Source organism: Sphingopyxis granuli, assembly GCF_001559015.1.
In the GTDB taxonomy this organism is placed as follows: Bacteria; Pseudomonadota; Alphaproteobacteria; order Sphingomonadales; family Sphingomonadaceae; genus Sphingopyxis; species Sphingopyxis granuli.
Genome location: NZ_CP012199.1, coordinates 1019867 through 1033296 on the forward strand (window position 1 = coordinate 1019867; position 13430 = coordinate 1033296).

The 13430-nt window shown below is 67.6% G+C and carries 14 protein-coding genes; 10 read left to right on the forward strand and 4 right to left on the reverse strand.

Going from position 1 to position 13430, the window contains the following annotated elements; genetic code table 11:
• Positions 1-133: 133 nt before the first annotated feature.
• The 5 genes from SGRAN_RS04825 to SGRAN_RS04845 all read left to right on the forward strand — a co-directional run bounded on the left by SGRAN_RS04825 (position 134) and on the right by SGRAN_RS04845 (position 4368).
• On the forward strand, positions 134-904 hold the full coding sequence (locus SGRAN_RS04825) for a tetratricopeptide repeat protein (RefSeq protein WP_067181105.1): 771 nt from the start codon (positions 134-136) through the stop codon (positions 902-904).
• Position 905: 1 nt separating this feature from the next.
• Positions 906-2243, forward strand: a complete 1338-nt coding sequence (locus SGRAN_RS04830) for an outer membrane protein assembly factor BamB family protein (protein ID WP_067113592.1) — start codon at positions 906-908, stop codon at positions 2241-2243.
• A gap of 42 nt (positions 2244-2285) precedes the next feature.
• On the forward strand, positions 2286-3656 hold the full coding sequence (der, locus tag SGRAN_RS04835; protein ID WP_067181108.1) for a ribosome biogenesis GTPase Der: 1371 nt from the start codon (positions 2286-2288) through the stop codon (positions 3654-3656).
• A complete protein-coding gene (locus tag SGRAN_RS04840; RefSeq protein WP_067181111.1) occupies positions 3646-3867 on the forward strand; it encodes a sulfurtransferase TusA family protein in 222 nt (73 codons plus the stop codon). Before der ends, SGRAN_RS04840 begins: the two co-directional genes overlap by 11 nt.
• A 105-nt stretch (positions 3868-3972) precedes the next feature.
• The gene (locus tag SGRAN_RS04845) at positions 3973-4368 is read left to right on the forward strand and encodes an Hpt domain-containing protein (RefSeq protein WP_237234048.1); all 396 of its coding nucleotides are present in this window, start codon (positions 3973-3975) and stop codon (positions 4366-4368) included.
• On the opposite strand, the gene SGRAN_RS04850 is transcribed toward SGRAN_RS04845, so the two are convergent.
• Positions 4362-5621, reverse strand: a complete 1260-nt coding sequence (locus tag SGRAN_RS04850) for a DUF418 domain-containing protein (RefSeq protein ID WP_067181116.1) — start codon at positions 5619-5621, stop codon at positions 4362-4364. The genes SGRAN_RS04845 and SGRAN_RS04850 overlap by 7 nt on opposite strands.
• 353 nt (positions 5622-5974) lie before the next feature.
• Between SGRAN_RS04850 and SGRAN_RS04855 the strand changes: the two genes are divergently transcribed.
• Positions 5975-6799 carry a Coq4 family protein gene (locus SGRAN_RS04855; protein WP_067181118.1) on the forward strand — a complete coding sequence of 275 codons (825 nt, stop codon included), beginning with the start codon at positions 5975-5977 and terminating at the stop codon, positions 6797-6799.
• A 120-nt stretch (positions 6800-6919) separates the two neighbouring features.
• On the opposite strand, the gene SGRAN_RS04860 is transcribed toward SGRAN_RS04855, so the two are convergent.
• The 3 genes from SGRAN_RS04860 to SGRAN_RS04870 all read right to left on the reverse strand — a co-directional run bounded on the left by SGRAN_RS04860 (position 6920) and on the right by SGRAN_RS04870 (position 10663).
• The gene (locus SGRAN_RS04860) at positions 6920-7660 is read right to left on the reverse strand and encodes a DUF72 domain-containing protein (protein ID WP_067181120.1); all 741 of its coding nucleotides are present in this window, start codon (positions 7658-7660) and stop codon (positions 6920-6922) included.
• Complete coding sequence (purL, locus tag SGRAN_RS04865; RefSeq protein ID WP_067181123.1) at positions 7657-9897, reverse strand: phosphoribosylformylglycinamidine synthase subunit PurL; 2241 nt, start codon at positions 9895-9897, stop codon at positions 7657-7659. Before purL ends, SGRAN_RS04860 begins: the two co-directional genes overlap by 4 nt.
• A gap of 73 nt (positions 9898-9970) precedes the next feature.
• Positions 9971-10663: a hypothetical protein gene (locus SGRAN_RS04870; protein WP_311880685.1), complete on the reverse strand. Its 693-nt coding sequence runs from the start codon at positions 10661-10663 to the stop codon at positions 9971-9973.
• Between the two features lie 37 nt (positions 10664-10700).
• Here SGRAN_RS04870 and SGRAN_RS04875 point away from each other — a divergent pair, with 37 nt between their 5' ends.
• The 4 genes from SGRAN_RS04875 to SGRAN_RS04890 all read left to right on the forward strand — a co-directional run bounded on the left by SGRAN_RS04875 (position 10701) and on the right by SGRAN_RS04890 (position 13323).
• Positions 10701-10976, forward strand: coding sequence for an exodeoxyribonuclease VII small subunit (locus SGRAN_RS04875; protein ID WP_067186910.1), 276 nt, complete (start codon positions 10701-10703; stop codon positions 10974-10976).
• 3 nt (positions 10977-10979) lie between these two features.
• The gene (locus SGRAN_RS04880) at positions 10980-11903 is read left to right on the forward strand and encodes a polyprenyl synthetase family protein (protein ID WP_067181129.1); all 924 of its coding nucleotides are present in this window, start codon (positions 10980-10982) and stop codon (positions 11901-11903) included.
• Positions 11903-12409 (forward strand): pantetheine-phosphate adenylyltransferase, encoded by a 507-nt coding sequence (coaD, locus tag SGRAN_RS04885; RefSeq protein WP_067108184.1) that lies wholly within the window; start codon positions 11903-11905, stop codon positions 12407-12409. Before SGRAN_RS04880 ends, coaD begins: the two co-directional genes overlap by 1 nt.
• Before the next feature lie 92 nt (positions 12410-12501).
• Positions 12502-13323, forward strand: coding sequence for a peptidylprolyl isomerase (locus SGRAN_RS04890; protein ID WP_067181132.1), 822 nt, complete (start codon positions 12502-12504; stop codon positions 13321-13323).
• The last annotated feature ends 107 nt before the right edge of the window (positions 13324-13430 follow it).

Consider the following 13430-nt stretch of genomic DNA (forward strand, 5'->3'; position numbering starts at 1 on the left):
GGCGCGGCGCAGCCCGGCGGAGCGCCGCCGCGGCCGGGTGAGTGAATCGCTTGGCCTTTCCGGGCCTCGCCGCTAAGGAAAGCGACCGGCGGGCCATGCGCCCCGCGCCCGTAGCGAGACGATGGAGGTTTGATTGGCCCTGAGCCCGGACAATGCCGCCTTTTTGCTGGAAGTCGACGAGGCGGTCCGCAAGGACCGGCTCGACACGCTCTGGCGGCGCTATGGCTGGTGGATCATAGGCGCGATCGTCGCGGCATTGGTCGCCTTCGGCGGCTGGCTCTATTGGGGCCATGCGCAGCAGGTGCAGCGCGGCGAGCAGGCCGAAGCGCTGGTCGCTGCCTTTGAAAAGGCCGCGGCTAGCCAGCCGAACGCCGCGGCGAAGGATCTCGACACGATTGTCGCGGAGGGCAGTCCCGCCTATCGCTCGGCCGCGCTGATGCAGCAGGCGAACATCAAGGCGCAGGCCGGCGACCGCAAGGGCGCGGCCGCGCTGATGGCGAAGGTCGCGGGCGACAAGAAGATCGACCCGGCGCTGCGCAATGCCGCGCTGCTTCGCCAGACCGCGCTCGAATTCGACACGCTGAAGCCGCAGGCGGTGATCGACCGCATGAAGCCGCTGGTCGAGGCGAAGGATCCCGCGTCGAGCTGGTTCGCCAGCGCCGCCGAACTCAGCGCCATCGCCCATTATCAGCTCGGCCAGTACAATCGGGCGGGCGAACTCTATGGCCGTATCGCCAAGCTGCCCGACGTGCCGAAATCGCTCCAGTCGCGCGCGGTGCAGATGGCGGGCATGCTGGGCGTCGATGCTGTCGCCGATCGTGCCGGCGAAAGCGCGGACAAGGATCGCAAGGACGCCGCCGGGTCGCAGACGGCGGCAACTGAAAAGACTGAGGAAACCAAATAATATGCTGAAGAAGCGGCATTATATTCTCTGCGCGGCCCTGTTGGCGCTGCCCCTTTCGGGCTGCGGCGCGTTCAAGGACAAGGGCGGACCCAAGACGCCGACGGTCGGCGAGCGGGTGTCGATCCTGTCGAACGACAACAGCATCAAGGTCGATCCGGCGACCGCGGAGATCGCGGTGGTGCTCCCCGAGCCCGTCGTCAACGCAAGCTGGGCGCAGTCGGGCGGCAACGCGTCGAAGGCGATGGGCCATGTCGCGCTGGGCACGACCCGCGCGCGGCTGTGGCAGGCCAGCATCGCCGGCAGCACCAAGAAGCAGCGCCTCGCCGCGTCGCCGGTCATCGCCGATAATCGCCTGTTCGTCGTCGACACCGACGCGGTCGTCTCGGCCTTCGCGGCCGACACCGGTGCCTCGCTGTGGCGCACGCCGATCGGCAGCACGGGCAAGGATTACAAGGATTCGTTGTTCGGCGGCGGTGCCGCGGTCGACGGCTCGGTCGTCTACGCGACCAGCGGGTCGGGCGATGTCGCGGCGCTCAACGCCGCCGACGGGTCGGTGATCTGGAAGGTGAAGCCGGCCGGTCCGCTGCGCGGCGCGCCGACCATCGCCTTCGGCGGTGTATACGTCATCAGCCAGGACAATCAGATCATCGCGCTCAGTGCCGCCGACGGCGCGGTGCAGTGGCAGGCGACCGCGTCGCTCGAACCCGGCAGCGTTTTCGGCGCCGCCTCTCCCGCGGCGGGGCAGGGCACGATCGTCGCCGGCTTCTCGTCGGGCGAGGTGCAGGCTTATCGCTACGAGAACGGCCGCGACCTGTGGGAGGATGCGCTCGCGCGCACCTCGATGGCGCTGTCGGTGTCGACGCTGTCCGACGTCGATGCCGATCCGGTGATCGATCGCGGTCGCGTCTTCGCGCTCGGACAGGGCGGCCGCATGGCGAGCTATGAGCTCGTCACCGGCCAGCGCACCTGGGAAATCTCGATCGCCGGCATCTCGACCCCTTATGTCGTCGGCGAGTGGGTCTATGCGATGACCGACGATGCCAAGCTGCTGTGCGTTGCGCGCGGATCGGGCAAGGTGCGCTGGATTCAGCAGCTCGCGCGCTTCCGCGTCGAGACCGACAAGAAGAAGAAGGACCCGATCCGCTGGACCGGGCCGATCCTCGCCGGCGGCCGGCTGATCGCGGTCAATACCGAGGGTACGCTCGCCGAATATTCCCCTACCGACGGCTCGCTGCTCGCCTCGACCGAGTTCAAGTCGCCGCTGTCGCAGACGCCGGTGGTCGCCAACAATATCTTGTATATTTTGGCAGACGACGGACAGATCACCGCCTGGCGATGACGGGATGGGGCGCCGCGCGGCCCCGCATGATAGGATAAGCAGATGGCGCGATCCGCAACGATCGCCATTGTCGGCCGGCCCAATGTCGGCAAGTCGACCCTGTTCAACCGGCTCGTCGGCAAGCGGCTCGCGCTTGTCGACGATCAGCCGGGGGTGACGCGCGACCGGCGCGAGGGCGACGGGCAACTGCTCGGCCTGACGTTCAGCATCGTCGATACCGCGGGGTTCGAGGATCAGGACGCCGCGACGCTGCCCGGCCGGATGCGCGTCCAGACCGAAAAGGCGGTGCGCGAGGCCGACGCCGCGCTGTTCTTGATCGACGCGCGCGCCGGCGTGACGCCGCTCGACGAAGAGATCGCCCGCTGGCTGCGCAGCGAGGACACGCCGATCATCCTCTGCGCGAACAAGGCCGAGGGCAAGCAGGGCGAGGCGGGGCTGATGGAGGCCTATGCGCTCGGCTTCGAAAATCCGATCGCGCTCAGCGCCGAACATGGCGAGGGGCTGGTCGACCTGTTCGACGCGCTGCGCCCGATCGTCGAGCCGTTCATGGAAGCCGAGGAAGCCGAAACCGGCGAGGATGACGAGGAACCGCTCGGCCCGCTCAAGCTCGCGATCGTCGGGCGGCCCAACGCGGGCAAGTCGACGCTGATCAACCGCATGATCGGCGAGGACCGGCTGATTACCGGGCCCGAGGCGGGGATCACGCGCGATTCGATCCGCGTCGACTGGCAATGGGAAAAGGACGGCGAAGTCCATCCGATCCAGCTGTTCGACACCGCGGGAATGCGCAAGCGCGCGAAGGTGCAGGACAAGCTGGAGAAATTGTCGGTTGCCGACGCGCTCCACGCGGTCGATTTCGCCGAGGTGGTCGTACTGTTGCTCGACGCGACGAAGGGGCTGGAGGCGCAGGACTTGCGCATCGCCGACCGGGTGCTGGAGGAAGGGCGCGCGCTGATCGTCGCGCTCAACAAATGGGACGTCGCCGAAAATCCGTCAGCGCTGTTCAACGGCGTGCGCGCGGCACTCGACGACGGGCTGTCGCAGGTCAAGGGCGTGCCGCTGCTCAGCATCTCCGGCGCGACGGGCAAGGGGATCGACACGCTCGTCCGCGTCGCCTTCGAACAGCGCGACATCTGGACGCGACGCATGTCGACCGCGAAGCTGAACCGCTGGTTCGAGGGTGCGGTCACCGCCAACCCGCCCCCCGCGCCGGGGGGCCGGCGGATCAAGCTGCGCTACATCACCCAGGCGCGCACGCGGCCGCCGACCTTCGTCGTCTTCGGCAGTCGCACCGACGCTCTGCCCGCGAGCTACCAGCGCTACCTGACCAACGGCATGCGCAAGGAACTGGGGTTCCAGGGGGTGCCGATCCGGCTCAACTTCCGCAACACGCGCAATCCCTATGACGATTGAGGCACCCGTCGTCGTCGATGCTCGCGGGATGCGCTGCCCGTGGCCGGCGCTGCGGCTGGCGCGCGCGATGCGGGCCGAGCCGCAGGTGCTGTTGATAGCCGACGATCCGAAGGCGGAGCGGGAGGTCGCCGCGCTCGCCGCCGAACAGGGGTGGGCGCTCGCCGCCGATCCGGGCGCGGCCGGCCCCGGACGCTGGATCGTGACGCGCTGAAACAGCCGTCCGTCGTCGCCGTAACCGCCTATTAACCGCCTTTTGGCATGCAGGCGTCGGGACCACCGGCCGAATTGCATGCCAAGGGACGGAACATTGGACGAGATGCTGGTCGATTGGAATGAATTCCGCGCGACGCGCACCCAGCTGGGCGCGGCGTTCATCCGCATATTGGGCTATTTCCGCGAGGACGGCATCAAGTCGGTCGCCGCGATCGAAGAGGCGATGCGCGCCCGCGACGCGCGCGGGCTCGTCATGCCCGCGCACACGCTGAAGAGCGAGGCGCGCCAGTTCGGCGGCGAGCGGCTGGGCACGCTGGCCGAGGATATCGAGATGTTCGCGCGCCACTGCGTCGAGGCGCAGATCAGCCCCGAGGAATATCTGCCGCGCGTCGTCACGCTGCGCCCGCTGTTCGAGGAAACGCTGGCGGCGCTGGAGCGCGAGGCCAATCCGCTCGTCCAGCGCGGCCGCTCGAGCTTCGGCCGCGCCGTCGGCTACTGAGCCGGGGACGCCCGCCGCATCGGCTGCACGGCCCCGCGCGCGAGGCTGCGCCACAGCCATTCGAGCGGCCCATAGCGGAAGCGCGCGAGCCATGGCTTCGACCATAGCAGCATCAGCGCCGAGGCGCCGATCACGAACAGATAGAGCGGCAGGCGCCCGACCGCGCCGAACAGCCCGAGGCCATAGCCGTAGAAGAGGCTCGTCATCACGAGGCTGGTGCCGATGTAGTTGGAGAAGGCGGCTTGCCCCGCGGCCGCGACGCGGGCGATCCAGCCGCTCGCGGCATGGCGCCGGATCAGCAGGACCAGCAGCGCGACATAGCCGATCGTCATCATCAGCCGTGCGGGCTGCGCCCAGGCGAGGAAGATGTTGAGCGACAGCAGATAATCGAACCCGCCGCGCCACTGGACCCATGCCAGCAGTATCGTGAGCAGCAGTCCCGGCGGCAGCCAGCGGAGCGCCGTGCGGCGATAGGCGGCGGACTCCCAGCGGCCGGCAAGGAAGCCGCTACGCAGCAGCGCCATGCCGATCATCATCAGCGGCAGCGTTTCGAGCGCGCTCATCAGCACCATCAGCAACGGCGTGTCCGCATGGCCGAGCCGCTCGGCGAGGATCGGCAGATAGCCGCCGCGATAGAGCGCCAGTTCAGCGTCGACGGCGTCGCCAAGCCCCACATATCCGGCGATCACGTCACGTCCCGCCGCCGCCATCGCCGCCGGCGCGTCGGGATCGTCCACCGCCTGCGCGAGAACGAGCTGCGCGCCGAAGAGCGACGTCATCAACAGCGTGCCGAGTGCGAACAGCCCGACTGCCCAGCGGATCAACCGCCGCGCCTCCCAGTCGCGAAAGGCGAAGGCGATGCAGCCGATGCACGCATAGAGGAACAATATGTCGCCCCACCAGAGGAAGAGATAATGGGCGAACCCGAACACCGCGAGCCACGCCATGCGCCGGTAATGCACCGCCGCGGCATCCTGTCCCGACGCCCTTGCGCGCTCGACGATCAGCAGCATACTCGCCCCGAACAGGATCGAGAACAGCCCGCGCATCTTGCCGTCGAAGAGGATGAAGCCGATCGCCCAGCCGGCCAGATCGGCCGGCGTCCCCCCGCCATAGGCCTTCGGCGAAATATAGGCCGCCTCGGGCATCGCGAAGGCGACGATGTTCATCGCCAATATGCCCATCACCGCGAAGCCGCGCAGCGCATCGAGCGTGACCAGCCGCTGCGCCGGTGCGCCGTCCTGCTTATCCATTCGCGCCTCCGCTGCGTTCCGCCGGAAGGCTATAGGGCATTCGCTTCGGGATCATATCCCTCTCGGCGCGGCGGCAACGCCCTTTGGTCTTGAAGGCGCCTGCCTCTTCGTCACTGCGGACATGATCGGCATATAGCTTTCAGGCAAGGCAGGAACTGTTCCCCGGCGAAAGCCGGGGTCCAGATGGCACAGCGCTGCCTCGCATGGACCCCGGCTTTCGCCGGGGAACAGTGACTTGCCGAAAAGGGAGGATTGCCGACTTGATCCGGGATGACGGGAACAGGCGATAACTATTGACATATATGTCAATAATGCTATTGCGAACCACGAAGCCGAAGCATGAGAGATTCGCCATGACCGCTCTTCCCCTCTGCCATCCCGACCGTGCCGACACCGGGTTTCGCCCGCTGAAGGCGTGGCATCATTTCCGCAAGCTGATCGCCGACAAGGAGGACACCGAACAGGTGTTCCACATCATCGACGCGCTGCGCGACAATCGCTTCACGCGGTCGGTCGAGGCGTTCTTCGCGACGCCGGTGGGGGCGAAGGTGCTCGCTGAGCGCCCCTATCTGCCGACGTTGCTCGACGATCACGACCGGTTGAAGGCGCTGCCCGAGGGGACGGTCGGGCGCGTCTATGTCGATTTCATGGAGCGCGAGGGGCTGACCGCGCAGGGCCTCGTCGACGAATCGATGAAATTCCGCGAGAAAAAGCCGCGCTACGATGACATGATGGAGATATTCGGCGACCGGCTGCGCGACACGCACGACCTGTCGCACATCCTGACCGGCTATGGCCGCGACGCGTTGGGCGAACAGTGCGTGCTCGCCTTCTCCTACAGCCAGACGCCGAGCTGGGGCACGCTGTTCATCGCATGGGCCGGCGCGCGCGAGATTCGCAAGGGTTTCGGACGCCGCTACCCCATCTATGCTGCGGTGCGCGAGGGCCAGCGCAACGGCCGCGCCGCGCGACACATCGCGCATCAGGATATCGAGGCGCTGCTCGCCGAGCCAATCGAGACGGCGCGCAAGCGGCTGGGGATCGTCGAACCGACGATCTACAAGCAGGTCCACGCGATGATGCGCGCCGACGGCATCGACCCCTATGATCTGCTGGGGACGAAGGCGATCGAAACCGCCACCGCTCCCGCGCAGCCGGAACTGGCGAAGGCGGCCTGATTCCGTCGCCTGTCGGACTGGACCGGAGAAAAATATAGTGATGCGTCCCCGCCTGCGAGGGAACGCTATATTGATTCATCCAAAGTCGATGACGATCCAGCCGTAGATGGTGGACGAGCGTCAGCTTCCAAGTCGCGCGATCAGCGCCTGCGCTGCCGCGGGGTTGCGGACTTTCGCGCCGGCGATGAAGAAGAGGTAGACGTCGCGCCCGCCCTTCGCCCAACCGCGCGCGCGGTCGGCCCAGCCGTCGAGTGTCGCCTCGTCATAGCCGGCGGGCTCGTTCTCCACCGTTCGCTGCAGGCGCGCATAGGTGAAATCGGCCGTTGCCTCGTCGATGCAGGGAAATTCTTCGCTGTCGGCGAAGACGATCGCCATGTTTCGCTCGCGTGCGAGGTCGACGAACGCCGGATCGCGGAAGCTTTCGTGCCGCACCTCGAGCGCATGGCGCAGCGGCAGGTCGTCCTGCGTCGCGGGCAGCAGGTCGAGGAAGCGCGCGAAATCGTCACGGTCGAACTTTTTCGTCGCCATGAACTGCCAGAGGATCGGCCCGAGCCGGTCGCCGAGCCGGGTCAGCCCCTGCGTCAGGAATTTTTCCACCGACGCCGCGCCGTCGGCGAGCAGCTTGCGATTGGTCGCGAAGCGCGACGCCTTGACGCTGAAGCGGAAGCCGTCGGGCACCGCCGCCGCCCAGTTGGCGAAGCTCTCGGGCTTCTGGCTGCCGTAATAGGTGCCGTTGATCTCCAGTCCGGTCAGATGCCGGCCGGCATATTCGAGTTCGCGCTTCTGCGGATGGCCGGGCGGGTAGAAGGTGCCGCGCCACGGCTCATAGGTCCATCCGCCGATGCCGACGTGGATGCTCACCCTTCCATCAGCTTCGGGAAGAAGCCTTCGTGCGCTTCGCGCAGTTCCGCGAGCGTGACCTGATGGTCGCTCTCCGGAAGCTCGAACACGATGCGGTCCCTGATCGTGCGGCCGAGCGGGTCGACCGGCACATCGGCGCGGTTCGCCGCGTCGAGGAAGTCGGCGAGGCAGGTGTCGCAGACGGTGACGATGTAGAGCCCCTGATCCTCGCCGAAGAAGCTTTCGGCGATGCCAAAGGGCTGTTCTTCGCTCACCAGAACGCCGATATCCGACCTGAGCGCCATTTCGGCGAGCGCGACGGCGACGCCGCCATCCGACACGTCGTGGCAAGCCGTGATCCAGCCCTGATTGATCGCATGGCGGATGAAGTCGCCGGTGCGCTTTTCCGCCTTCAGGTCCACCGGCGGCGGCGGGCCTTCTTCTCGGCCGTGAATCTCGCGCAGCCAGATCGACTGGCCCAGATGGCCCATCCGCTCGCCGACCGCGAGAACGATGTCGCCGGTGCGCTTGAAGCCGATGCCGACGGCCTTGCTCAGGTCGTCGATGACGCCGACGCCGCCGATCGCGGGGGTGGGCAGGATCGCGCTGCCGCCACCGGTCGCCTTCGATTCATTATAGAGGCTGACGTTGCCCGACACGATCGGATAGTCGAGTGCGCGGCACGCCTGCGCCATGCCGTCGAGGCAGCCGGTGATCTGGCCCATGATCTCGGGCCGCTGCGGATTGGCGAAGTTCAGGCAGTTGGTGATCGCCCGCGGCGTCGCGCCGACCGCGGTGATGTTGCGCCACGTCTCGGCCACCGCCTGCTTGCCGCCCTCGACCGGGTCGGCATAGCAATAGCGCGGGGTGCAGTCGGTGGTCATCGCGAGCGCGCGGTTCGTGCCGTGGATGCGGACGAGCGCCGCGTCGCCGCCGGTCTGCACCGTGTCGGCGCCGACCTGGCTGTCATATTGCTCCCAGATCCAGCGGCGCGACGCGATGTCGGGGCTGCCCATCAGAGTCCTGAGGTCCGCCGCGACGTCCTGCGTTTCGGAGACATTCGCAAGCTCGGACTGCTTGGGCGTCGGCACGTGCGGCCGGTCATAGAGCGGCGCGTCGTCGGCGAGCGGCGCGAGCGGAATGTCGCAGACGATCTCGCCATGATGCTCCAGCACCATGCGACCGGTGTCGGTGACGGTGCCGATCACGGCGAAGTCGAGTTCCCATTTGCGGAAGATCGCCTCCGCGAAGGCCTCCTTGCCGGGCTTCAGCACCATCAGCATGCGTTCCTGGCTTTCGGACAGCATCATCTCATAGGCCGTCATGCCGGCTTCGCGCTGCGGCACGTCGTCCATCCTGAGGTGGAGGCCGACCCCGCCCTTCGACGCCATCTCGACCGACGAACTGGTTAGCCCCGCGGCGCCCATGTCCTGGATCGCGACGATCGCGTCCGACGCCATCAGTTCGAGGCACGCCTCGATCAGCAGCTTCTCGGTGAACGGATCGCCGACCTGAACGGTCGGGCGCTTCTCCTCGGCATCCTCGCCGAAGTCCGCTGACGCCATCGTCGCGCCGTGGATGCCGTCGCGGCCCGTCTTCGATCCGACATAGACGATCGGATTGCCGACGCCACTCGCGGCCGAATAGAAGATCTTGTCCTGCTCGGCGACGCCGACGGTCATCGCGTTGACCAGGATATTGCCGTCATAGGCCTTGTGGAAATTGACCTCGCCGCCAACTGTGGGGACGCCGACGCAATTGCCGTATCCGCCGATACCGCGGACGACGCCCGAGATCAGATGCTTCATCTTCGGATGGTCGGGACGGCCGAAGCGCAGCGCGTTAAGGTTCGCGACCGGCCGCGCGCCCATGGTGAAGACGTCGCGCAGGATGCCGCCGACCCCGGTCGCCGCGCCCTGATAGGGCTCGATATACGACGGGTGGTTGTGGCTCTCCATCTTGAAGATGGCGGCAAGCTTCTTGCCCCCCGGCCCTTCGCCGATGTCGATCACGCCCGCATTCTCGCCGGGACCGCAGATCACCCACGGCGCTTCGGTCGGCAGCTTCTTCAGGTGGATGCGCGAGCTCTTGTAGCTGCAATGCTCGGACCACATGACCGAGAAGATGCCAAGCTCGACGAGATTCGGCTCGCGGCCGAGGGCGTTCAGGACGCGCTGATATTCCTCGGGCGACAGGCCGTGCTCGGCGACGATTTCGGGAGTGATGGCGGGCGAGGGGGCTGCGGCGGACTGGGTCATGGCGCGCCTTTAGCCGGGCCGGCGCGATAGGAACAGACCCCAATATCGCCGGCACCGCTCACAAGATGCCGCCTCAGCTATGGGAAAGCGGCGCGCGGGTCCGTCCTGCCCACCAGGCGGCGAGCGATAGCAGCGCGTAGGCGAAGAGCATCGTCGCGGGGATGGCGAGCGAATAGGCGCTTTCCTGCGGTCCGAACCAGTTGATGGCCTGGACCAGCGCAAGCAGCGCGGCGAGCGCCCACAGGCGGCCGTTTCCGGCCGGGTCGCGCGTGCGGCTGGCGTAATAGGCGAGAGCGCCGCCGACCAGCGCGACCTCCAGCGGCATCGCGACCAGCGGATGGTTCCACAGGCCAAGCCCGATCTTCGGCGGCGCGCCGAACAGCGTGAGGTCGGGGATGTGGACGAGCAGGTCGATGAACCAGTGCGACACGACGACGATCGCGGCGCCGATCGCCGCCTCGCGCCGCCGCGTCGCGGCCCAGACGATCAGGCCGAACAGCAATCCCCACAATCCCGCGCCGAGCAGGCTATGCGTATAGGGCATGTGGTAAAGGTCCATCGGGTTCATCGCCGTGATGCCGGGCGCGATCCGCATCGCCTCCACCCCCGGGATCAGCAGCGCCGCGAAGCCGATGTCGACGAGCTGCGCCGCGACGAACAGCGTGCCGAGCCCGGCGGCGCGCGGGCGGGCGGCGACGATCAGCGCCGGGGCGAAATGGCCGACGAACATGCGGCCCGACCCTATCGCGGTGCCGGGCGACGTCAAGCTTGACCGCATGGGGGCGAGCCGCCAAAGCAGGGGGATGACCGACACGCCCGACCCCGCTGCCGCGCCGGCCCCGGCTCCCGAGATCGCGTCGCTGTCGTTTGAGGCCGCGATGGGCGAGCTCGAAACGATCGTGCGGCGGCTCGAGAGCGGCGACGTCAGCCTCGAGGAATCGGTAGCGCTCTACGAGCGCGGGCATGCGCTGCGCGCGCATTGCGAGGCGCGCCTTGCCGCCGCGCAGGCGCGGATCGAACAGGTCGGCTTCGGTGCCGACGGCCGGCCGGCGGGAACCACGCCCTTCGGCGAGAGCTGATCCATGGCCGCGCGCGCCGATGGCGAAACCGTGGTAGAGGCGTCGCTGCTGCACGCCGCGCAGGCAGAGGTCGCGGCGGGGATCGACGCCCTTTTCGACCGGCGTCTGGCCATTCCATCCGATCCGCGCGAGCGGCTCTATCGCGCGATGCGCCATGCCGCGACGGGCGGCGGCAAGCGGCTGCGCCCCTTGCTCGTCCGTGCCGCGGGCGACCTGTTCCATGTCGATCGCGCGCTGTCGTTGCGCGTCGGCGCGGCGGTCGAGGCGATGCACGTCTATTCGCTGATCCACGACGATCTGCCGTGCATGGACGATGATGACGTGCGGCGCGGGAAGCCGACGGTCCACCGCGCCTATGACGAGGCGACGGCGGTGCTCGCGGGCGATTCGCTGCACGCGCTCGCCTTCGAATGGCTCGTCGATCCGGCGACGCATGCCGACCCCTTCGTGCGCAGCGAACTGGTGCGCGAACTCGCGCTGGCGGCGGGCCCCGCGGGCATGGCTGGCGGGCAGATGATGGACCTGGCGGCGGAGACGGTCAGCTTCGACCTGCCGACGGTGACGCGGCTGCAACAGCTCAAGACCGGCGCGCTGATCGGCTTTTCGGTCGAGGCGGGCGCGATCCTCGCGCGCGTTCCGCCCGAGGGGCGCAAGCCGCTGCGCGCCTATGCGCGCGACATCGGGCTCGCCTTCCAGATCGCCGACGACATATTGGACGTTGAGGGCGACGAGGCCCTGGCGGGCAAGGCGCTGAACAAGGACGCGGCGGCGGGCAAGCAGACCTTTGTGACCCTGATGGGAATCGACCGCGCCCGGGCGCAGGCCAGCCTGCTCGTCGATCAGGCGACCGCTCATCTGGCGGGTTTCGGCGACGAAGCCCGGCTGCTGCGCGAAATCGCGCACTATATTGTGGAAAGGGACCGTTGATGCGGATTGGGGTCTATCCCGGAACCTTCGACCCGATCACCCTCGGGCATATGGACATCATCCGGCGCGGGGCGAAGCTGGTCGACCGGCTGGTCGTCGGCGTGACCACCAACATCGCCAAATCGCCGCTGTTCGACGACGAGGAGCGGATCGAGATGGTCCGGGGCGAGGTCGCGGCGCTGGGCGGCGACATTCGCGTCGTCGGCTTCAATTCGCTGCTGATGGACTTCGCCGAGCGCGAAGGTGCAAGCGTCATCGTCCGCGGGCTGCGCGCGGTCGCCGACTTCGAATATGAATACCAGATGGCGGGAATGAACCAGCAGCTCAACAACCGTGTCGAGACCGTCTTCCTGATGGCCGATGTCAGCCTGCAGCCGATCGCGTCGCGGCTGGTCAAGGAGATCGCGATCTTCGGCGGCGCGATCCACAAGTTCGTCACCCCCGCGGTGCGCGATGCGGTCGTCGCGCGTATCGCCGAGCGCGGCCTGCGCCAGGGCGAGGGATGACGCGACGCTTCCTCATTGAGCGTTCAGCTTTTACCCGCTAGGTCGCGCGCAAGCGGGGCGCACAGATATTCCACGATAGAGGCCGATCCAGCATGACCATCACATTCCGCCCCCTGATCCTGTCGGCCATGGCGCTCGGTCTCGCGGTGTCGGCTGTCGCACAGGAGGCGCCGCCCGCGCCGTCGCCTGACGGAACCCCGGCCCCCGCGCCGACCGAAAGCGAAACCGTTCCGCCACTCGACCCCGCACCCGCTCCGACGCCGGCCCCCGCTCCCGCACCCGCGCAGGGCGATGCGGCCCCGGCGGCGGAAGCGCCGGCCGCACCGGCGATGACCCCCGATCAATATATCGGCAACCCCGAATATATGCTGAACCTCGACCTTTCGACCGGCGGCCGGGTTGTGATCCAGCTGTATCCCAACCTTGCCCCGCAGCATGTCGAGCGCGTCAAGCAACTGGCGCGCGCGGGGTTTTACGACGGGGTGAAATTCCACCGCGTGATCGACGGCTTCATGGCGCAGACGGGCGATCCGACCGCGACCGGGCAGGGCGGCTCGCAGCTTCCAGACCTGAAGGCCGAATTCAATCCGATGCCGCATCTGCGCGGCACCGTGTCGATGGCGCGCGCCGAGAGCGAGGACAGCGCGAACAGCCAGTTCTTCATCATGCTCCAGCCGCGCTTCGCGCTCGACCGCCACTATACGGTCTTCGGCCGTGTCGTGTCGGGGATGCAATATGTCGACGCGATCCACAAGGGCGAGCCGCCCGCGGTGATGTCGCGCATGGTGCAGGCGTCGGTCGCCGCCGACAACCGGCCGATGCCGCCCGCCTCGATGCTGACCGATCCGGCACCCGCCTCTGCCCCCGCGGCGGAGATCACGCCCGACCAGCTCAACGCGCCGATCGGGCGCTGAGCAGCATTCCTTGAAGGATGACTCCGGTTTATTCCGTTCGTGTCGAGCGAAGTCGAGACGCCGATCGACGTAGCGCCAGACGGATGGGTGTCTCGACTTCGCTCGAC